Source organism: Alcaligenes sp. (assembly GCF_050255915.1).
GTDB classification, from domain to species: Bacteria; Pseudomonadota; Gammaproteobacteria; order Burkholderiales; family Burkholderiaceae_B; genus Alcaligenes; species Alcaligenes aquatilis.
In genome coordinates this window covers 27,822-47,982 of record NZ_JBFWIQ010000002.1, presented here as the reverse complement: position 1 = coordinate 47,982, position 20,161 = coordinate 27,822, and the positions used below count along the sequence as shown (strand labels likewise).

Sequence of the window (20,161 nt, the reverse complement as noted above, 5' to 3'; positions counted from 1 at the left end):
TTCAGCTCAGGTGCTGGCGGGTAAAGGCGCTCGTAATCCACCCAGCAGGAAACTCATCAGACGCTGTTGCAGTTGTTGCTCACTTTCGGGGCTGTCGCTAAGGGGTAATTGCAAGGCCCGACGTAGTGATTGGGTGCCCATCAAGGCGTAAGAGGTGGCACCCAGCATGAAATGAAATCGCCAGATGATTTCTTCTTCGGGCACGGTGGGCAGGGCTTCGTGCAAAGCCTGCTTGAAAGGCAGGAAGATGGCGACTTGCTCGTCCCAACAAATGGATTGGATGAAGTCTTGCGGTGCCGGGCGGTCTTGCCCGGGCAAAGGAATAAACGAGCGTGGTGTGCCATTGCCAGAACCCGCCAAGCGGATTAGTGGCCCAAAAAAGGCATCTACTACCTGTGATGCTTTCAACGGACCCTCACCGGCTTGTTGGCGATAAAAAGCCAGCTTTTCCAGGCGTTCTTGATTGATACTGTTCAAGCGGCGCTGAAATACGGCCTGTGTCAGTCCGTCTTTACTGCCAAAGTGGTAATTAACAGCCGACAGGTTTACCTTGGCCTGCGCCGTAATCTGGCGCATGGAGGTATTTTCGTGACCATACAGCGCGAACAGATGTTCGGCTGCATCGAGAATGGCGGACTGTGTCCTATCAGAGCGTTTCACCGTTATTTCCTAATTTCAAACGAGTGTTTGAATAATGTAGCGGGAATAGGCGGTTAGTACAGTAGGGGTTCACCCTAGCCCTGCAAAGCAGGGCCAGGAGCCAGCTTTAGATTTGAGTCACAAATTTGGTGACTAAATATCCGTCAAAGGTTTCCGCACCGCCTTCGCTGCCAATACCACTGTCCTTGACGCCACCAAACGGCGTTTCGGGCAGGGAACTGCCAAAGTGGTTGATATTGACCATACCGGATTCCAGCTCGGTGCCCAGTCGATGTGCGTCTTGCAAGGATTGCGTAAAGGCATAGGCCGACAAACCAAAAGGCAGGCTGTTGGCGCGGGCGATGGCATCGTCCAGGTCGCTGTAGCGAGTCAGGGGGGCGATAGGGCCGAAAGGCTCCTCGGTCATGACCAGCGCATCGTCTGGTAAATCCGTCAGTACAGTGGGCGAGAAAAAGAAACCGTCGCGCTTGATCTGCTCACCACCCAACAGCACTTTGCCGCCCAGAGAGCGGGCATTGTCGACAAACTTTTGCATCATGGGGATGCGGCGCTCGTGAGCCAAGGGGCCCATTTGCGTATCCGGGTCCAGTCCATCACCCACTTTGACATTGGCCAGCTCTTGGGTGAAGCGATCCACAAACGCGGTGTAAATATCGTCGTGGATGTAAAAGCGCGTGGGCGAAATGCAAACCTGTCCCGCGTTACGGATCTTGAAACGAGCCAATTGACGGGCGGCGCGGGCTACATCGGCATCGGGCAGGACCAGCACGGGAGAATGACCGCCCAATTCCATGGTGATGCGTTTCATATGAGCGCCGGCTAGCGCAGCCAGTTGTTTGCCTACTGGTACAGAGCCGGTAAAGGAGACTTTGCGCACGATGGGCGAACGGATCAGGTAGTCCGAGACCTCGTGTGGCACACCCCACACAATATTCAGCACGCCTGGCGGCAGACCGGCGTCGTGGAAGGCTTGAGCAATGGCCATGACTGCGCTGGGGGAGTCCTCGGGGCCTTTGAGAATGATCGTGCAACCTGCACCAATTGCCGCGCAGATTTTACGAATGGCTTGGTTATAGGGGAAGTTCCATGGCGTAAAGGCGGCGCAAACCCCAATGGGTTCGCGCAAGACCAGTTGTTGCACTTTGGGGTTGCGTGCGGGAATAACGCGACCATAGATGCGACGGCATTCTTCGGCGTGCCAGTCTGCATGATCGGCGCAGGACATGATTTCACCCACGGCCTCGGCCAGCGGTTTGCCTTGGTCCAGCGTCAGGTTACGGCCAATTTCCTGGGCGCGTTCGCGGGATAGTTCCGCCACCTTGCGCAAGATCGCGCTGCGATCCATGGGCGAGCTATGACGCCAGCTTTGGAACGCGGCTTGAGCGGCATGCAGAGCCGCATCCAGATCTGCCTGGGATGCCAGGGGCAGTTGGCCCAAGGTACTGCCATCGGCTGGGTTGATGACGGCTTGGGTCTGACGACCTTGCCCGTCCAGGAATTGGCCATTGATATAGAGGGCCAGATGTTGATACATGTGCTTTTCTCCAGAGTAGACTGTGCAGATCGAATGCAGCGCACCGAAGGGACAGGGCCGGTCGCGAGGGCCTGATGAGCATTGGCCGTTTATGCGGCCTATGCTCCCATTGTCATGTCGGCTCGTTAAAATGGCAGGATCATCCTGTATGGCCGTCTTTGACTCATAGTAAAACTCTCCTGTCTGAAATCCAATTCCTGTCATGGTCACCACGAAACGTACACGCCGTATCTCACCGGAGGCAGAGTCTCCTCGCAGCACTCCTCAGGCCATGCTGGCGCGCATTCGGAGTTTGTTACCGACCATGGGGGCGGCCTCACAGCGCATTGGTGAATTTGTCATTAACTATCCGGCAGATGTGGTCCACATGTCGGTCAGTGAAGTGGCTGAGCGCACGCAATGCAGTGAGGGAAGCGTAGTTGGATTTTGCAAACTGCTGGGTGCAACAGGTTTTCAGCAATTGAAAATCTCGCTGGCCCAGCAAATTGTGCAACCCGTCCAGTACATACACGAGGATCTGGAGTCGGGTGACTCAATCGATCAGGTTGTGAGCAAGATCTTTCACAGCAATATTCAAACCTTGCAAGAGACAGAGTCGGTACTCGATCCGGCTGCCTTGGCCAAGGCGGTTGCGTTGATCCGTCAGGCGCAGCGTATTGAAATTTACGGTATTGGTAGTTCGTCGGTGATTGCGCACGATGCCCACTACCGGATGTTGCGTATTGGTTTGCAGGCAACAGCGGTCACGGATTCACATGTACAGGCTATCAGCGCTTCGCTGACCGGGCCGCAGGTGGTTGTGCTGACAATTTCTCATTCGGGCAGTACACATGAAACCGTACTGGCCACTCGTCTGGCTAAAGAGGCGGGCGCCAGCACGATATGTATTACCAATTTTGGCAAGTCTCCGATTCAAGGCTATGCCGATGTCGTCTTGCACACCATGTCCCGCGAAACCCATTTTCGCACCGAGGCGATGACCAGTCGTTTGGCTCAACTGGCTATTATTGATACCTTGATCGCCTGCCTGGCCTTAGCTGACTATGATAAATCGGTGCAGACTTTGCGCAGCACCTTTGAAGTGCTATCCAACAAGCGTTATTAACCTTGGCTGACTTCGTGGAGATGACGTCGCACGGGGATGTTTCGGAGCATCAAGGCGCCTACGTCTGGCGCGTCGGCTTGTGAGGATGGGCCGACCAGTAGATAGCCTAATCCGAGGCTGACTGCACCCAAGGCATCTGTGGCGGCATTGTCCCCGATAACGGTCACATGCTCATTGTGCAAGCCCAGACGTTGCAAGCCTTCCCTAAATAGCATCGATTGCGGTTTACCCAGAATTTCCGCTTGCGCCCCAGGTATGCAGGCTAATACCGCCTGTAATAGTGCGCCTGTTTCCGGGGTGAGTAGACCTTGCGGGCCAGGGTGGGTCAGGTCAGCATTGCTGACCAGAAGCGTGGCGCCTTGGCTGAGTTCACGGATGACTTGCTGCAAAGTGTCATAGCTGAAATGGCGATCTCGCGTCAGCAGAACAATGTCGGCATTTCGCTCTACCAGAGTCAAACCCAGCTCCATGGCCAGTGCCCGCAGCGCTTGAGAGGCGCACAGCATAAGCGGGTTGTGTGGGTAGCGGCAGGCAATGTGATGTATGGCTTGTTCTCCTGCCAGCACCAAGTTGGCCGGTGGCACTGGTAACCCCAATGCTTGCAGTTGGGGGGCCAGCGTTTGTGCGGTATGGGTAGAGTTGTTGGAAACCACGATATACCGACCCTCCCAGTAATGTAGTAATTCCTTGGCGCCGGGTAGTACTTCATCGCCACGGATGAGTGTGCCATCTAAATCCAGAATCAAACCTAGGGACTGAGAGAGCCATGATGCATCCGATGGAGCATCGGGTTGGGAGCTGGGTGGCGCAGCAGAGAGCAAGGAGGTCATAAACGAGATACAGAGTGTCAAAAAAGGACCGCGTCGAACTGGCCGCAATGCCGGCTCTGCGCGCTGGAATGGCTCAAATTCTAACTGAACATTATTCAAAAATCATTTTTGTTGTTTTGAGCTATTTTCATTTTTTTGTCATATAAGGCAGCTAATCTTCGTTTCGATGTCAGACAAGTACCCATGTCATGACGCACACCTTTTCACGACAAGGATTATCGAAATGAAGACGCACCGCTTTCATCTTTCCGCATTGGCCCTGGCTTTCATGCTGACTCCGTTCGCTGCTGCACAGGCACAGGCATTGGCGGATGGTTCACAACAGCACCCCTTGCGCGTGTTGTTGATCCCTGCTGATGGCGGTACAGAGTCCGGTACCAAGGCAGACTACCAACCCATCTTCAACGCGATCACAAGCAGCACGGGTCTGCATTTTGATTTGACGGTTGGGCAGTCCTATGGAGCTGTGGTGGAAGGGATGTGCAACCAATTGGCTGAAGTTGCCTTTCTGGGACCTGTCTCTTATGTGCAGGCACATGACCGGGGTTGCGCTCAGTTGTTAGCGGTGGGTGTGCAAAAGGGGCAGTCTTCCTATTACGCCGCCATGTTTGCCCCGAAAGAATCCTCTGTGACCTCTTTGAAGGACCTGAAAGGTAAACGTGCCGCATTTGGTGATGTCAATTCGGCATCCAGTTTCACGTTTCAGATGGCTTCTATGATTAACGATGGCATGAATCCCGCCCAGGATTTGGCCGAGTTGCATTTGACCGGTAGCCATGCCAGCAGTTTGGCTGCTTTGGTGCAAGGGCAGGTCGATGCAGCCGCCTTGTCTTTTGACTCTTTTGACAAAGCTGTTCGCCAAGGTGCTGTTGATCCTCAATCGGTCAAGGTTATCTTCAAGAGCGAGCCAATTCCTTATCCCCCGCTGGCGATGAACACCAAACTGCCTGAGGGGCTGAAAAAGACCTTGAAAGAAGCATTCTCGACGGTTCATCAAGCTCCAGGCGTGACTCCAGACATGGTGCGTGGCTATGGCGGTGCCAAATTGGATCGCTACGACACGGCATTCTCGGAAGAGCAGTTCAGTGGCCCCGCATCCAAGATGTCATTGCTCACTGACGAGGTCAAAGGCGAGATTCTGGCCAAGGCTGCACAGCGGTGAGTGTGATGAACGAGATCGCTGCCATGTTGCGTTTTGAATCTGTGGGGATGCGATATCCCGATGGCACGACTGCGCTCAAATCGGTGTCTTTGAGTGTGCCTCGAGGACAGTTCTGTGTGCTGCTGGGGGCCTCTGGAGCAGGCAAGTCGACCTTGTTACGTATGGCTAATGGGCTCACTGTTCCTACGCAGGGGGCAGTTTGGGTCGATGGCCAGCGTGTGCAGCGCAGCAGCTTGAAAGCGGTGCGACCGGGAATTGGGATGGTGCATCAGCACTTTAATTTGGTCTCGCGTGCCACCGTCGCGACGAACGTGCTGTCAGGAGCCTTGCCCGGTTTGCCTGCGTGGCGAGCGTTTTTGATGCAGTTTCCAGCCTCACTACGCGAGCGGGCTTGCCGCTTGGTGCGTGAGGTCGGACTACAGCCGGAGCATTTGCATCGGCGCGTCAGTGAACTGTCGGGCGGGCAGCAGCAGCGGGTTGGTATCGCCCGTGCATTCATGCTGGAGCCCGCGGTGCTGCTGGCTGATGAACCGGTGGCCAGCTTGGACCCGCGCATCAGCCGTGACATTTTGAGTTTGTTGCGTAGCCAGGCGCGTGATCGGGCGGCGACTGTTCTGTGCAGTTTGCATCAGGTAGAGCTGGCCCGTGAGTTTGCGGATCGGATTGTGGCGGTGCGTCAGGGTGTTGTGGTTTTTGATGGGCCAGCCAGTGCATTCGATGAGGCCGCAGCCACAGCCTTGTACCAGGCCGGGACGCCAGGAAGTCCCGTGGAGGCATGGTCTGGGGCGGTCATGACGCCTGGCCGTGCCACTGCATCGCCAGGCGGTTCGACGGTCAGACCGGGCACTGTGTTGGTGGAGGGCGTGTCATGAATAAGCCTGAAAGTGCAGCCGCTTGGCATTTGGATCCTCCTTACGGTGTGCGGGCCGTTTTGATAGCGATCGTGGTGCTTATTGCGCTGTTGTATACCGGCAAGCGGGTAGAGATGGATCGTATGGCGGCATTGAGTGCAGATGGGGTCTTGGCGACGGTTGGTATTAAGGATCAGTCGCAGGTGACTTCGGGTCTGAGCGCCTTGGCAGACAACATGTTTCCCTTGCAGGTGTCATATCGCACTCAAGTGAGCCGTATCGAAGGTTTTGACCCGCAGAAACTCCCTTTGTTTGCCTATGTGGAAACGGTTGATGTGGTCGAGCAATCGTTGAACCCGCATACCTTGCAGATGGAAGAAGAGGTCTATACGCAGACCTACTTGGTGGAGCCGTTGGGGTATGTGTGGCGGGTAGCCGTCAAGATGGTTGAAACCTTCGAGATCGCCATTTGGGCCACCCTGTTAGCCATGGTGGGGAGTGCGCCATTGGCCTATTGGAGTGCGCGCAATTACACACCGCATCGCGTGTTTTATGTCACAGCACGGGCCTTGGTCAGCCTATTTAGAGCCATGCCAGAGCTGATCTCCGCCTTGTTTCTGGTGCTGGCGTATGGCTTTGGCCCGATTGCAGGTGTCTTGGCATTGGCCATCCACTCCATGGGGTTTTTGGGCAAGTTCTATGCCGAGGATATCGAGACTGCTGATGTGAAGCCACAAGAGGCGCTGACGGCGATCGGCGCGGGCAAGTTGCGGGTTTTGGCGTATGCCGTATTGCCTCAGGTAATGCCTAAATTTACTGGCTACACCCTCTATATCCTGGATCGTAACGTCCGGATGGCGACGGTGGTGGGTTTGGTCGGTGCGGGCGGTATTGGGCAAGAGCTGAAAGGACGCTATGACATGTATCAATACGCCCACGTCGGGACCATTCTCGTCGTGATCTTTATCACTGTTTTTTTGTTGGATCAGGTAGCGGCCCGCTTGCGTCAGCGCCTGAGCTAAGTAGCGGCATCCCGTAAGGGCTGCCGTTCTATCAAGTCCCTGCCGGTTCGTGCCGGCCCTGTTTTCCCGATCTGGAGTGATTCATGACCTCGTACCTTGTACTGGGCCGTAGCGTTGTTGCGGCTATTGCCCTGAGTTTGACACTGGCTGCCTGTGGCGGTGGCTCTGATACGGATTCCTCTGCTACCCCGCCCCCTGGTGGCGGTGGCGATATTGAACAACCCGAGGTTCCCGAGACACCGCAGTTGCGCTGCGCTCCTTGATGACGTTTTTCTTTTTTGAGTGATTAGCACCATGACCAAGATTCTGCCCCCAGACGATGCCGGTATCGAACTGTCCCAGCCGGGTCGACGCAAATTTTTCCGAACTTCTGCTCAAACTGCTGGCGCCTTGTCGGCGATGGCTATGTTGCCCGCTTCTATTCGACGCGCGTTGGCTATTCCAGCGACGGTGGATACAGGAACGATTAAGGACGTCAAGCATGTTGTCATCCTGATGCAAGAGAATCGTTCGTTCGACCACTACTTCGGCACGATGAAAGGAGTTCGTGGTTTTGGCGATCGTTTCCCGATTCCTTTGGAGTCGGGTAAATCCGTTTGGCATGAGTCTGACGGTACGAAGGAAGTGCTGCCTTACCATTTGAACTCGGCCACGATGAACGCGTTGTTTGTTCCTGGTACGCCTCACAACATGCCAGATGCCCAGGCGGCCTGGGGGCAAGGCAAGTTTGGTTTGTGGCCCAAGTACAAAAAAGCGTACTCGATGGGCTATTACAAACGCGACGATATTCCCTTCCAGTACGCGCTGGCCGAGTCGTTCACCATGTGTGATGCAAACTTCTGTTCGATTGCGACAGGCACCGATCCCAACCGGATTATTTTCTGGTCCGGCTCTAATTACGATCCCAAACTCGGCCGTATGGGGGTCAATTGCACGGACTCCGATTCGGAACCCGTTAACCTGCGCTGCTGGGTCAAAGGGGCCTTACCGACACCGGGCTATACCTATCAAGGCTCGGCTTTTACCTGGAAAACCCTGCCTGATGTCTTGCAGGACGCGGGTGTGAGCTGGCGTATTTATCAGGATCCGAACAATAACTGGACGGGGGCTATGCACGGGGGCTTGGCCTTTGAGTCATTCCGTGAGTCCAAGCCAGGTGAGCCTTTGTATGAGCAGGGCATGAGCAATCACAGCTTGGAGGATCTCAAGCAAGATGTGCTGGATGCGACCTTGCCAGCGGTGTCCTGGATTCTGCCCTGGCCGTCGGTCTCTGAGCACCCCAGTGGTGGTGGTAGTCCAGCCCAAGGTGCGGATTATATTTCGCAGGTACTCGATGCCTTGACGGCGAACCCGGAAGTCTGGAGTAAGACAGCCTTCATCATTACGTTTGATGAGAACGATGGCTTGTTCGATCATTTGCCCCCACCTGCTGTCCCTTCTTATGACGTCGATGGCAAGTTGATGGGCAAATCGACTGTTTCGCTTGACGGTGAGTATTTCTCCGATCCTGCGCGTAAGTACTTGAAGGCCGATGACACCATCAGTGGCAATTTGCGTCCTTGGGGCTTGGGCCCACGTGTGCCGATGTACGTTATTTCCCCCTGGAGTCGTGGCGGCTGGGTCAATTCCGAGGTGTTTGACCATACCTCTGTGGCCCAGTTTCTGGAAAAACGTTTCGATATCACCGTTGACGCCGTTAGTCCTTGGCACCGTGCCGTGTGCGGGGATTTGACCTCGGCCTTTGACTTTGCCAGCCCGAATGATCCTTCCTTCCCGACTTTGCCTGACATGAGCGATTACAAGGCGATGGAAGCACAACAAAAGACGATGCCTCGTGCTGAACCTCCTGCGACGCCGCAGCCTCTGTATCAGGAAGCAGGTGTTCGTTATTCACGTGCCTTGCCTTATGAGTTGCATACCAGTGCGCGAGTAGACAAGAAAGGGGCTGTCGAGTTGCTGTTTAGCAATACCGGGCACGCAGGGGCTGTTTTTCACGTTTACGACAAGAAGCACTTGGACTTGATCCCTCGTCGCTACACCGTCGAGGCTGGCAAATTGTTGTCTGACACCTGGGATGTCACACAGGACAACGGGGATTACGAGTTCTGGGTGTACAGCACGAATGGATTTGTGCGCACATTTGTGGGCAATACCGAGACAGGTGTATCGCTGGAAGTGCAGGTCTGTTACGAGCCGACTGCAGGTGATGTCTATTTGAAACTGTCCAATCAGGGTGATCGTGCTCAGAAGGCGACGGTGCTGTCGAACATGTATCGCACAGATGGTCCATGGGAGCTGCTTGTGGAGCCCGGACAGGTGACTGAGCAGCGTTGGTCGGTGAAAGACAGTGGCAACTGGTACGACTTTTCGGTACAGGCCGAGGGCTTCGAGCGTCGTTTTGCCGGTCGTATGGAAACGGGCAAGCATGGCGTCAGCGATCCTGCTATGGCGGTGCAACTGTAAGGTCTAACGAGAAAGGCCCGGGACGTTGTGGCTCGGGCCTGTCGAGCTGTTTTTGAGTGTGAGAGATTCATGAAATACACGTATGTAGCCGCTGCCGTGAATGGGGTATTGACGGCAGCCGTGCTGGGGGCTGTGTTGCAGCCAATGGATGTGCGGGCTCAGACTGCCCCGCCTGCTGTGTGGGATGGCAGCAATGCCGGGTATGGTCAGGGAGCCGGGCAGAATGTCGGCGGGAAGAACAATGTGGCGGTTGGCAATAACGCAGGCCAGGATGTCTCAGGCAGCGTGAATATTGCGGTGGGCAAGGGCGCTGGCAATGATGTGTCGACGAACTGGAATTTGGGTATTGGGGAAGGCGCCGGCTCTAATGTCAGCGGCAAAAATGCCAATCAGGCTATTGGTTATTACGCCGGCACCAATGTCGAAGGGGGGTGGAATCAGTCGATTGGGCGTAGTGCGGGACAAAACGTCAAGGGAGACTACAACGATGCCATGGGCTTTTGGGCAGGCACGAATACGGTGGGCAATAACAATGCTGCCTATGGAAGCAATGCGGGGCGTGACGTAACCGGAAATGGTAATACCGCCTTGGGCCAGGAGGCCGGCCGTAATGTGCAAGGTGATAGCAATTTGGCAATGGGCCAGAATGCCGGTCAACAGGTAGTGGGTAATGGCAATTTGGCCCAGGGTAAGAATGCCGGCCAGAATGTACAGGGTTCCAACAATATGGCGTTGGGTTCCTATTCGGGTTATGGCGTCACAGGTGAGGGTAACGCTGCATTAGGTCTGGGGGCGGGCCGTGATGTGACGGGTGATAACAATATTGCTCATGGTGCTGGCGCCGGTGGGGGCGTTCAAGGCAATGACAATGTGTCAATTGGCTCGGGGGCTGGTCGCGGTACGGTTGCAGATCGAAGTGTCGCAGTGGGAGCGGGTGCCGTAGCGGGTACTGACGGTGTGGCGCTGGGTTCGGGAGCGAAGGCTGTGCAAGGCAGTGTCGCACTAGGGGCCGGGTCGCAGGCTGTGCGCGGAGCATCCCAGGAATATGTTGCCTATGGCTTGGATGGTGTCCATCGTTCTCAGGGCGAAGTGAATCTGGGTGGTCGGCAGTTGACAGGGCTAGCTCCCGGTAGTGAGGAGACAGATGCTGTCAATGTGGCTCAGTTAAGGGCAGCAAGCCAGGCGGCCGAGACACGCTTTGGTGAGTCTGTGCGGCGTCTGGATCGTGATCTGCAGTCTCAGGAGCGCAAGTTGAGTGCCGGGGTCGCTGCTGCCATGGCAACTGCAGCCTTGCCGCAGGCGTACTTGCCAGGGCGCAATATGGTCTCTTTGGCGGGGGGGACCTGGAATGGTGAATCGGGCTACGCTTTGGGCATTTCCCGTGTCTCGGAAAGTGGGACTTGGGTGTACAAGGTCAATGCCAACGGTACGTCTCGAGGAGACCTCGGGGCGGCGGCAGGGGTAGGCTATCAGTGGTAGGCCATCTGGACAAGGAGTAGGGAAGTGGTAAGAAAACGGGCTGTTTATCAGCCCGTTTTCCTGCCTGTAGAGTGGGATTGGTTTTGCTTCGGGTGTGCCCGTTAACCTGGGTGGAAATTCAAATACTGTTATAAGTTTTTGATTATTAATTTCTTTTTAGATTTTGCTTGATACGGCGGGTAGGGGTCATTGCAGTGTCATAAGTAAAAGTTACAAATGTGGCATTTGCAATAAGCGTGTTGCCGAGAGGTATGACAAGAAAATTATTTTTATTGCATGTTAAAAATTTTGTTGGGTGTTGATGTAACCTAAATACTTATTAAGGTGAAAGATTTTGTAGATTCTTACGGAGAAATCTAGAAGTAGGGTATGATGACGCTATTATTTGTTAAGCCCCTGATTTCTTAAAATCGTTTAATTTCAGAGTTTTGTTGCCCTTTTTGTCACAGGCTATTTATTATTTTTAACATTGTCATCGACGAAAGCCCTTGTAATCTAAGATACAATTTGTCCCGTGACTCGTGTGACGATCATAGTGTGTTTTCGTGCAAAAAGTCACAATTAGACACAAGGTTATGCTCCAAGAATACAGGCCAGAAGCCTGTAGCTCCGCCTTGTCTTGCCCCGGTCCATTATGAACATACTGCTGCGGCTGGTGATGTGTTTACCAGCCTTAGATGTAAAGCCCATGTGCAATACATAGGTGTTGGGCCCTCGGGGGGTGTTTCTTTCGCTTTGTTTAGGCGGCACACCGAACCCATTCTTCTTTCATTTTTGTACTTAAATTTGATCTGGCAATGCGTTACAACGCTGAGGTGATGTTCTCCGTTGTGGGCGCAGCACAGGATCTTACGGAGGCCGACGTGCGTGGTAAAAAAACTCTAACGGTAAGTTCGCTGCTGACAGCGCTTGTGCTGGCTCAGCCAGTTCATGCGCAGGAAAACAGCTTGAGCTTCAAAGACAGTATCGAGCGGGCAATCATGTCCAACCCCGAACTTGGCGCTCGCTTCCAAGACTTCCAGTCTGCGTTGGAAGGGCAGAATGTCAGCCGTGGTGCGTTATTGCCTGAAGTCAATGCCGAAGGATGGGTAGGTCGGGAGTGGCGTGGTAGCACATCCAGTGCATCGTCTGTGAACTGGTCTCGCAGTGGCTATAGCTTGCAGTTACGCCAGTTGATTTTTGATGGTTTCTCGTCGATTAATCAGGTGCGTCAGTTGGGCTACGAAAAACTGGCCACCTACTATGATTTGTTGGCTTCCGTAGATTCCTTGGCGCTGGAGGCGGCGAATGCTCATATTGACGTGCTGCGATACCGCGAAATGGAAAAGTTGGCGCGTGAAAATTACAATCTGCACTTGAATATCCTGAAGCAGATCGAGGAGCGCTCCAGCTCGGGCGTCGGGCGTGGTGTTGATCTGGAACAGGCATATGGCCGCCAGTCTTTGGCACAAAGTAACGTTATGACCGAGGCCGGGAACTTGAATGACGTTTTGCAGCGCTATCGTCGTATCGTCGGGGTAGCGGCTCCTGAGGTGTTGCAGCCTGCTCCTTCCTTGAGCGAATCCCTGCCCACAAAAACCAGCGACTTCTTGCCTTCTTTGCGCAACAGTCCTTCCATTTTGGCTAAACAGGCTCTGTATCAAGCGGCCGAGTTTGGCAAGCATGTGGCTCAAGGGCGTATGTCCCCAAAACTTGAGTTCCGTGCGGCAACAGGTAAAGATAAAAATGATCCACCCGGATCGTCTTACCGTGATGCCCAAAACTCCAACGTGCAGTTAGTGCTGTCCTATAACCTGTTCCGGGGTGGGGCAGATATGGCGCGCATTCGTCAGACCACTGCCCAGCAGTATGCCGCGCGGGATGTTCGCGACTATACATGCCGCAACGTGCAACAGGACTTGTCCGTAGCGTGGAACAACGTTCAACGTTTGCGTGCCCAGTTGCCTTTCCTGCAACAACATGAGCTGGCTACGTCTAAAGTTCGTGTGGCCTATATGCAGCAATTTCAGATTGGCCAGCGTTCCTTGCTGGACTTGTTGGATACTGAAAACGAATTGTTTGATGCCCGTCGTGCGTTGGCCAATGCCACCTATGACCTGCAACAGGCCGAGTACAGCTGGTTGATGCTGTCGCACCGTCTGGTATCAGCAGTTGGTTTGGCGCAGCCCTACTCGGAGCAACCTGACGAAGCCGCCAAACTGGATTTCCCCGAAGAGGCCTTTCAGGCATGTATGGCACCTGTACCGGATACCAGCAATCTGACTCCGATAACAGTTGACTATCGTGACGATATGGCCCCGCCGGTCTTGCGTGAAAAAACAGCTGGGCTGAACTAATTGGTTTTGCTTGAGCGTACTTGAAGGTTAGGGGGCTATATGAGTCCAGAAGAAGAGGGCTATAAACAAGAGCTGTCAGTCTCGGATGCCAGTTTTATTCGGGTTCTGGAAGACTTGATTGACGCCTTGATTGCGAATGGCGTTCTTCGCATGACTGATTTGCCCCCTGAAGCCTTGGCTAAATTAAACGAGCGCAAACAAACCCGTCAGCGCCTGCGAGATTCGCTGGATTTGATTAATGACGACGAACCACTCATCTGAAAATCCAACACCACAGAGCGAGACATTCAGTATCCCGCCTCATCTGACTCATGATGATCCGTTACTGAATTGTTTGGTAGAGATTACCCGTATTCACGGCAATCCATGTACGGCCCAGCATCTGTCTACGGGTCTGCCCTTGCAGAAGGGACGCCTGACGCCCGCTCTTTTGAGTCGGGCTGCAGCGCGTGGGCATTGCACCTCGCGTATTTGGCGCCGTTCTTTTGCCGAACTCAATCCCAATCTGTTGCCAGCCATTTTGCTGCTGAACGATAGTCGGGCTTGCGTGTTGTTGGGCTTCGAGGATGATCGTGCTCTTGTGCATTTTCCAGAAAGCGGCAGCCCCAGTGAAATTGACCTGGAGCAATTGCAGGAGCTGTATTCTGGCCTGCTCGCGGTTGTACAACCTGACTTCCGGGTCGAGGTGCGAGCAACAGAGGGTATAACGCCCCTGAAAGGCAAGCATTGGTTCTGGGCGACCGTATCGCAAAACTGGAAGTTATATCGGGATGCGCTCGGAGCGGCGTTTCTGATTAACGTGTTTGCCTTGGCGATCCCCTTGTACACCATGAATGTGTATGACCGCGTGGTGCCTAACAATGCGATAGAAACGTTGTGGGTACTGTCTATAGGGATTGGTTTGGTGCTCGTGCTGAACCTTCTGTTGACCAGCGTACGCGCGTATGTGGTTGATGCGGCCAGTAAGCGGGTTGATATTCAGTTATCAGCACGGATTATGGAGCGGGTATTGGATTTGCGCATGGAGAATCGGCCGCCTTCGGTGGGCTCTTTTGCCGCCAATTTGCGCTCGTTTGAGTCTGTGCGCGATTTTATTGCCTCTGCCAGTCTGACAACGCTGGTTGATTTGCCATTTGTCGTCCTGTTTCTTGCGGTACTGGCCTGGATATCGCCTTGGATGTTAATCCCGCCGGTCGTGGCTATCATCATTATTCTTGCCGTGTCCTGGTTTGCCCAGGCTCGGATGGAGCGGTTGACCAAGCAAACATTTCAAGCGGCTGCACAGCGCAACGCAGGCCTGGTGGAGTCCTTGGCTGGGCTTGAAACCTTGAAGGTATTGAATGCGCAGAGCAATGCCCAGCGCGCTTGGGAGCAGTCTACAGAGTACCTGGCTCGACAAGGGGCCAGAATCAAGATGACTTCGGCTGTAACGGTAAGCACCGTGCAGATGTTGACCCAAGTGGTCACGATCTGCGTGATTATCATCGGTGTATATCTGATTCAGGACGCGCAGTTGTCGATGGGGGGCATTATTGCTTCCTCCATGATTGCGGGCCGTTGTCTTGCCCCATTTGGGCAAGTGGCCGGGCTGATGATGCAATATCAGAATGCGCGTACGTCGCTGGATTCGATTGGTATGTATATGGAGTTGCCGGTCGAACACCCTGATGATCGCAATTTTGTGCCTCGGCCTTATCTTGAAGGTGCCATCGAGTTCCGTGGTGTTAGTTTCGCGTATCCCGGTGCAACTCAGAATGTGATCAATCAGCTTAGTTTTTCCCTCAAGGCAGGGGAGAAAGTGGCCATTATCGGGCGTATAGGTTCAGGTAAGACCACGTTGTCCAAGTTAATTCTGGGCTTGTATAAACCGACCTCGGGCACGATTGTGTTAGACGGTATCGATAATCAGCAGATTGACCCAGCTGATGTGCGTCGTTCTATGGGCTATGTCTCACAAGATCCGATGCTGTTTTATGGCACCTTGAAACATAATCTGACGATGGGTTCGCCCTACGTTACGGATGATCAGATGTTGGCTGCCGCCAAGTTGGCGGGTGTGGATGATTTTGCTCGTCGGCACCCAGATGGCTACGACATGATGATCGGCGAGCGTGGTGATTCGCTCTCTGGCGGTCAGCGTCAAGCGGTTGCGGTGGCCCGGGCCTTGATGGGAAACCCCTCTATTCTGTTGCTCGATGAGCCTAGCAGCAACATGGACAATCAAAGCGAATCCGCTTTGCGCAATAGTTTGCGCACTGAATGTGAAGGCAAAACGGTGGTGCTGGTCACGCATCGTACAGCGCTACTGGACTTGGTTGATCGCTTGATTGTCATGGATATGGGGCGAATTGTGGCCGATGGTCCCAAGGAGCAGGTCATTACAGCATTGCGTAGTGGGCAGATTGGCAAGGCCCGGAGCGCGACATGACGAAAAAAAGTTTGTTTTCCCGGATACGGGCAAGGCTGAAGGCCGATGCTGGGCCTGCACCAAGCCGAAGTGTTCTCAAAAATGCAGCTTGGACGGCACGTCAGCAAGAGGTTCGCGGTTCGCGTTTGTTGATCTGGTTGACGCTGTTGGCAATTTGCGTGCTGATTGTTTGGGCAAGTCTGGCCAACATTGACGAGGTTGTGCGTGGAGAAGGGAAGGTGGTGCCTTCTCGGCAGGTACAGATCATACAAAGCCTCGATGGTGGTGTTGTTGAGGAAATTCTTGTCAGGCCCGGGCAATCCGTTGAGCAGGGCGAAGTGCTATTGCGCATTGATCCCACGCGAGCATCGTCTTCCTTGGGTGAGAATGAGGCAGAGTCCTTGTCGTTGTTGGCCAAGGCGGCCCGGCTTGAGGCCATTGCGGCTGATCAAACCCTGGATATGCCTGCCGAGGTTGTGGAAAAGGCGCCGGATCTTGCTGAAATGGAGCGTCGCGTCTGGCAAGCTCGTACCGAGGAGCTGCGCTCCAATATCTCTGTCGCTCAGGAGCAACTGCATCAACGCCAGCAAGAGCTACGAGAAACGCAGGCCAATCGGGATCAGGCGGCATCGAGCTGTGGCCTGACATCGCAAGAATTGAAAATGACGCGGCCTTTGCTGAAAAGCGGGGCTGTTTCTGAAGTGGATTTGTTGCGCTTGCAGCGCGATGTAGCGCGTTATTGCGGAGAACAACGAGCCGCTACGGCGCAAATAAGCAGGATCGAGGCCTCCATACAAGAGGCGCAGAACAAGATCGGTGATGTTGAAATTACATTCCGTAACCAGGCTCGTACAGAGCTGGCAGAAACTCGCGCCAAATTGGCTTCTTTAGAGCAAGGGCAGCGCGCATTGGCGGATCGTGTCCGATTGGCTGAAGTGCGCTCGCCAGTACGTGGGACGATTAAAACTCTTGCCGCTAATACGGTGGGGGGGGTTGTGCAACCTGGTAAGGATATTTTGGAGATCGTGCCGACTGATGACTCCTTGTTGTTGGAGGTGCGTATCCAGCCGCGTGACATCGGATTTCTTCACCCGGGTCAATCTGCTGAAGTTAAGTTTACTGCCTATGACTTTGCGATTTACGGCGGTCTTGCCGGAGTGTTGGAGCAAACCAGTGCCGATACGATTACCGATGAAAAGGGTAATTCATTTTATATAGCCAAAGTGCGCACTGATACCGTTTACGTGGGTGATGATAATCGGCCTATTTTGCCTGGCATGGTGGCAGAGGTTCATATCCTCACGGGTAAACGCACTGTCATGCAGTATTTACTCAAACCCATTCTCAGGGCCCGCTCTAACGCCTTTACAGAGCGTTAAAGCGGCAGGGGTGGCCTGTACGGGGGGAGTAGTGCTGACGATAGAGGATAAATAATCCCACGTCAGCCTCAGAGCTGATGGCTTTTTAGCTCGTGTTACCAGTAAGGGAAAAGCGGTATGCGACAAGTAAATTCGGTTTTATTTCTGACGAACGATGAAGCCTTGTGGCAGCATTGGAGTCACCAGAATTCCGTAACCTACTTGCCTGCCCGAGGGCGAGGTATGGAGGATTTGTTACGGTGGAAACAGCAACATCGTGAGCTTGTCGTCATTGACAGTGCGCTTGCGTTATGGAATCACCCGCAATGGGTACAGGCAGTAAAAGGGATGAAGGTGGTGGTCGCCAGCCCTCGGCCTGTCGACTCTGAAGGGCAAGCCGTATTGGCGTTGGGCGCCCGAGCTTATATTCACGCGTACAGCTCGTCGGCTCTGCTGGAGCAAGTGTTGGAGCACGTGGCCTCGGGCCAGGTTTGGGTGGGAGAGTCTTTGCTGAGTCGCCTGCTCAGTGACGTGACTCGTCACTTGGAAATTCGCACGGGTTGGGAAAGCAACTTGACCAGCCGTGAAATCGAGGTGGCGCAACGCGCCTCGTTGGGGCACTCCAATCAATTGATTGCCCAGGATCTTGGCATTACTGAACGAACAGTGCGTGCCCACCTTCAAGCTATTTTTGAAAAGCTTGGTGTAACTGATCGTTTAATGTTGGCGCTAAAAGTACACGGCATTTCATAAGCCTGTTTGGGCCGTCCAGTCCTGCATTGTCAACTTGCGTAAAGAATCGCAAGTAAAGCGGCGAACTGGCGGCAGCGCCAATATCACATAGCAGATCAACTCGCTATTCTCATACCAAAGAAAGCCAATTTCAGATGGTCGCATTGCGACGGTCTTTTTTAGGAATCAGACAATTATGGCACTGGATACTGTTTTAGTGACACGCGTTGAAGGTACAGCATGGATGCGTACCAGCGATGGCTCAAAAGTAGCGCTCAAAGAGGGAATGCGTGTTCCCGTAAACGCTGAGATCACTACCGAAACAGGCGCATTTGTCGAGCTCGAGATTCCTGGCGGGCCGCCTATGACCATTTCCGATAATCGGGAATTCTTGCTGAGTGACGATATTGCCCAGACGGATGTCGATCCTGCTGTGGCCGTTCTGACCAATCCTGATGATCCAGCGATTGCTGCAGTACTGGCAGCACTGGAAGCGGGTAATGACCCATTTGAACAGTTAGATCCTACCGCTGCTGTGCTGACGGGTGGCGGAGAGGGCGGAAGTAGTTTTGTGCGTTTGGTCAGTATTGTTGAGACAACCCGACCATTAGCCCTGGAGTATCCCAAACCAGGCGTATTAGGCACAGAATTGCCTCGTTTTAGCGGTGGTGGTGGCGATGAGACGGACCCAACTCTCGTTGCTGGTACATCGACTGTGACATTGGAAACACCAGAGCGAGTCACGGAAGGCGAGCCATTTGAAATCATTGCGCGCGTCGATAACCCAGTTACTGGGCAAGATCTGATCATCACGCTGACCAATGGCAGCACTATTACGATTCCGGTTGGCAGTACGGAAGGCCGGGTGCTTGTTGATAATCCGTATCCGGATGATGCTTACACACAAGGCGATCGTCCTGAGGATATTGGTATCAGCACGACAACGGGCGGTAACTACGAGAATCTGGATACGAGCAGTACATCCAGCAGCACCATCACGGACGATGATGATGCTACAAAAATTACTTTGGAAGGCCCCGATACGGTTGTAGAAGGTGAGGACATCACCATTACCGCAACAGTTGAAAATCCTCCGCAAGGCGGAGACTTGGTGATTAAACTGACTAATGGTCAGGAAATTATCATCAAAGAAGGTGAGACTAGCGGTTCTGTCACGTATCCAGCTCGTCCTGATGATGGGACGGTGCAAGGCAATATCCCGGAAAATGTCGGGATTGAGAGCAGCACGGGCGGCAACTACGAGAAGGTTGAGTACGGCGATCCGGTAACGACTACCGTTGAAGATAACGATGTACCTGCGATTACTGTGTCCGACACGGTCATCAGTGAGGGAGGTTCGGGTACCTTCAACGTGAATTTTGGTAAACCAGTCGACAACGAGACCACGGTTACGCTGCAATTGGGGCATGGCTCCACGGACGATGGCGATATAGCTCTTGATCAGCCCCCTGTTGTGCAATTGCCCAATGGTGATACGGTGCCTGTCACACAAAATAGTGACGGCACATACAGTTTCACACTGCCTCCCGGTGTCACTGACGTCACGGTAACTGTAGATACTAAAGACGATGATGTTTTTGAAGGTGAAGAAGACTTCACCTTGACTGTTACGCAAGAAGGCGAGACACAGAACGGTACCCCTGTTGATAAAGTCCAGGGTGAAGGTACAGGCACAATTGTTGATGACCGCAATAATGACGGCAAGGATGATGATGAGTTGGCGACGGTCAATATCGTGGCTAACCAGACGGACATCACCGAAGGTGAGGCCGGTACGTTCACGGTCAGCCGTGACGGTGGTGACACGGATCAGGTGGCCAAGGTCAAGCTGGGCTTGAGCCTGGACGGCAAGGCCGATGCGGATGACTTCGTGGGTACGTTGCAGGTTCAGGATGCTGCTGGCAACTGGGTCGATGTGGATCCGAATGCGGAGTATGAAGTGCCTGCCAACGGCGGCTTACAGCTGCGTGTGGTGACGGCCGATGACAAGGTCTATGAAGGTCCTGAGGACTTCACGGTTGAGATCACCGAGGTGATCAATGCGCTGGAGGGTGATTTGTCCGCCGCAGGTCTGATTGTTGATGACCGCAATAATGACGGCAAGGATGATGATGAGTTGGCGACGGTCAATATCGTGGCTAACCAGACGGACATCACCGAAGGTGAGGCCGGTACGTTCACGGTCAGCCGTGACGGTGGTG

The 20,161-nt window shown here is 53.8% G+C and carries 16 protein-coding genes; 13 read left to right on the top strand and 3 right to left on the bottom strand.

The window, feature by feature from the left end:
- Positions 1 to 6: 6 nt before the first annotated feature.
- Positions 7 to 660, bottom strand: coding sequence for a TetR/AcrR family transcriptional regulator (locus tag AB7E06_RS02485; RefSeq protein WP_094198158.1), 654 nt, complete (start codon positions 658 to 660; stop codon positions 7 to 9).
- 106 nt (positions 661 to 766) lie between these two features.
- Positions 767 to 2,194 (bottom strand): NAD-dependent succinate-semialdehyde dehydrogenase, encoded by a 1,428-nt coding sequence (locus AB7E06_RS02480; protein WP_094198157.1) that lies wholly within the window; start codon positions 2,192 to 2,194, stop codon positions 767 to 769.
- Positions 2,195 to 2,396: 202 nt separating this feature from the next.
- Between AB7E06_RS02480 and AB7E06_RS02475 the strand changes: the two genes are divergently transcribed.
- Entirely contained in the window at positions 2,397 to 3,299 is a 903-nt protein-coding gene (locus AB7E06_RS02475) for a MurR/RpiR family transcriptional regulator (RefSeq protein ID WP_230019566.1), read from the top strand.
- Here AB7E06_RS02475 and AB7E06_RS02470 read toward each other — a convergent pair.
- Positions 3,296 to 4,129, bottom strand: a complete 834-nt coding sequence (locus AB7E06_RS02470) for an HAD-IIA family hydrolase (RefSeq protein ID WP_094198155.1) — start codon at positions 4,127 to 4,129, stop codon at positions 3,296 to 3,298. The two genes, AB7E06_RS02475 and AB7E06_RS02470, sit on opposite strands and share 4 nt — an antisense overlap.
- A 223-nt stretch (positions 4,130 to 4,352) precedes the next feature.
- Here AB7E06_RS02470 and AB7E06_RS02465 point away from each other — a divergent pair, with 223 nt between their 5' ends.
- The 12 genes from AB7E06_RS02465 to AB7E06_RS02410 all read left to right on the top strand — a co-directional run.
- Positions 4,353 to 5,291 carry a phosphate/phosphite/phosphonate ABC transporter substrate-binding protein gene (locus tag AB7E06_RS02465; protein ID WP_094198154.1) on the top strand — a complete coding sequence of 313 codons (939 nt, stop codon included), beginning with the start codon at positions 4,353 to 4,355 and terminating at the stop codon, positions 5,289 to 5,291.
- 5 nt (positions 5,292 to 5,296) lie between these two features.
- On the top strand, positions 5,297 to 6,163 hold the full coding sequence (locus tag AB7E06_RS02460; protein ID WP_230019567.1) for a phosphonate ABC transporter ATP-binding protein: 867 nt from the start codon (positions 5,297 to 5,299) through the stop codon (positions 6,161 to 6,163).
- Positions 6,160 to 7,164, top strand: coding sequence for a phosphonate ABC transporter, permease protein PhnE (gene phnE / locus AB7E06_RS02455; RefSeq protein WP_108728319.1), 1,005 nt, complete (start codon positions 6,160 to 6,162; stop codon positions 7,162 to 7,164). The genes AB7E06_RS02460 and phnE overlap by 4 nt, the downstream gene beginning before the upstream one ends.
- 83 nt (positions 7,165 to 7,247) lie before the next feature.
- On the top strand, positions 7,248 to 7,427 hold the full coding sequence (locus AB7E06_RS02450) for a hypothetical protein (protein WP_230019568.1): 180 nt from the start codon (positions 7,248 to 7,250) through the stop codon (positions 7,425 to 7,427).
- Positions 7,428 to 7,458: 31 nt separating this feature from the next.
- The gene (locus AB7E06_RS02445; protein WP_427954961.1) at positions 7,459 to 9,627 is read left to right on the top strand and encodes a phosphocholine-specific phospholipase C; all 2,169 of its coding nucleotides are present in this window, start codon (positions 7,459 to 7,461) and stop codon (positions 9,625 to 9,627) included.
- A 69-nt stretch (positions 9,628 to 9,696) separates the two neighbouring features.
- Complete coding sequence (locus tag AB7E06_RS02440; protein ID WP_346549135.1) at positions 9,697 to 11,106, top strand: YadA family autotransporter adhesin; 1,410 nt, start codon at positions 9,697 to 9,699, stop codon at positions 11,104 to 11,106.
- A gap of 797 nt (positions 11,107 to 11,903) precedes the next feature.
- Positions 11,904 to 13,442 carry a TolC family outer membrane protein gene (locus AB7E06_RS02435; protein WP_230019571.1) on the top strand — a complete coding sequence of 513 codons (1,539 nt, stop codon included), beginning with the start codon at positions 11,904 to 11,906 and terminating at the stop codon, positions 13,440 to 13,442.
- 39 nt (positions 13,443 to 13,481) lie between these two features.
- Complete coding sequence (locus AB7E06_RS02430; RefSeq protein ID WP_094198149.1) at positions 13,482 to 13,703, top strand: hypothetical protein; 222 nt, start codon at positions 13,482 to 13,484, stop codon at positions 13,701 to 13,703.
- Positions 13,681 to 15,870, top strand: coding sequence for a type I secretion system permease/ATPase (locus AB7E06_RS02425; RefSeq protein ID WP_321265487.1), 2,190 nt, complete (start codon positions 13,681 to 13,683; stop codon positions 15,868 to 15,870). Before AB7E06_RS02430 ends, AB7E06_RS02425 begins: the two co-directional genes overlap by 23 nt.
- Complete coding sequence (locus AB7E06_RS02420; RefSeq protein WP_094198147.1) at positions 15,867 to 17,228, top strand: HlyD family type I secretion periplasmic adaptor subunit; 1,362 nt, start codon at positions 15,867 to 15,869, stop codon at positions 17,226 to 17,228. The genes AB7E06_RS02425 and AB7E06_RS02420 overlap by 4 nt, the downstream gene beginning before the upstream one ends.
- Positions 17,229 to 17,345: 117 nt before the next feature.
- Entirely contained in the window at positions 17,346 to 17,960 is a 615-nt protein-coding gene (locus AB7E06_RS02415; protein ID WP_094198146.1) for a response regulator transcription factor, read from the top strand.
- Positions 17,961 to 18,135: 175 nt separating this feature from the next.
- Positions 18,136 to 20,161 (top strand): retention module-containing protein (locus AB7E06_RS02410; protein ID WP_427954957.1); only part of this gene is annotated, 2,026 nt, incomplete at its 3' end.

Coding starts and splice junctions, on each gene's coding strand:
- AB7E06_RS02430 (WP_094198149.1), top strand. CDS start 13,482: ATGAGTCCAGAAGAAGAGGGCTATAAACAAGAGCTGTCAGTCTCGGAT.
- AB7E06_RS02440 (WP_346549135.1), top strand. CDS start 9,697: ATGAAATACACGTATGTAGCCGCTGCCGTGAATGGGGTATTGACGGCA.
- AB7E06_RS02420 (WP_094198147.1), top strand. CDS start 15,867: ATGACGAAAAAAAGTTTGTTTTCCCGGATACGGGCAAGGCTGAAGGCC.
- AB7E06_RS02475 (WP_230019566.1), top strand. CDS start 2,397: ATGGTCACCACGAAACGTACACGCCGTATCTCACCGGAGGCAGAGTCT.
- AB7E06_RS02450 (WP_230019568.1), top strand. CDS start 7,248: ATGACCTCGTACCTTGTACTGGGCCGTAGCGTTGTTGCGGCTATTGCC.
- AB7E06_RS02480 (WP_094198157.1), bottom strand. CDS start 2,194: ATGTATCAACATCTGGCCCTCTATATCAATGGCCAATTCCTGGACGGG.
- AB7E06_RS02445 (WP_427954961.1), top strand. CDS start 7,459: ATGACCAAGATTCTGCCCCCAGACGATGCCGGTATCGAACTGTCCCAG.
- phnE (WP_108728319.1), top strand. CDS start 6,160: ATGAATAAGCCTGAAAGTGCAGCCGCTTGGCATTTGGATCCTCCTTAC.
- AB7E06_RS02470 (WP_094198155.1), bottom strand. CDS start 4,129: ATGACCTCCTTGCTCTCTGCTGCGCCACCCAGCTCCCAACCCGATGCT.
- AB7E06_RS02460 (WP_230019567.1), top strand. CDS start 5,297: ATGAACGAGATCGCTGCCATGTTGCGTTTTGAATCTGTGGGGATGCGA.
- AB7E06_RS02435 (WP_230019571.1), top strand. CDS start 11,904: ATGCGTTACAACGCTGAGGTGATGTTCTCCGTTGTGGGCGCAGCACAG.
- AB7E06_RS02425 (WP_321265487.1), top strand. CDS start 13,681: ATGACGACGAACCACTCATCTGAAAATCCAACACCACAGAGCGAGACA.
- AB7E06_RS02465 (WP_094198154.1), top strand. CDS start 4,353: ATGAAGACGCACCGCTTTCATCTTTCCGCATTGGCCCTGGCTTTCATG.
- AB7E06_RS02415 (WP_094198146.1), top strand. CDS start 17,346: ATGCGACAAGTAAATTCGGTTTTATTTCTGACGAACGATGAAGCCTTG.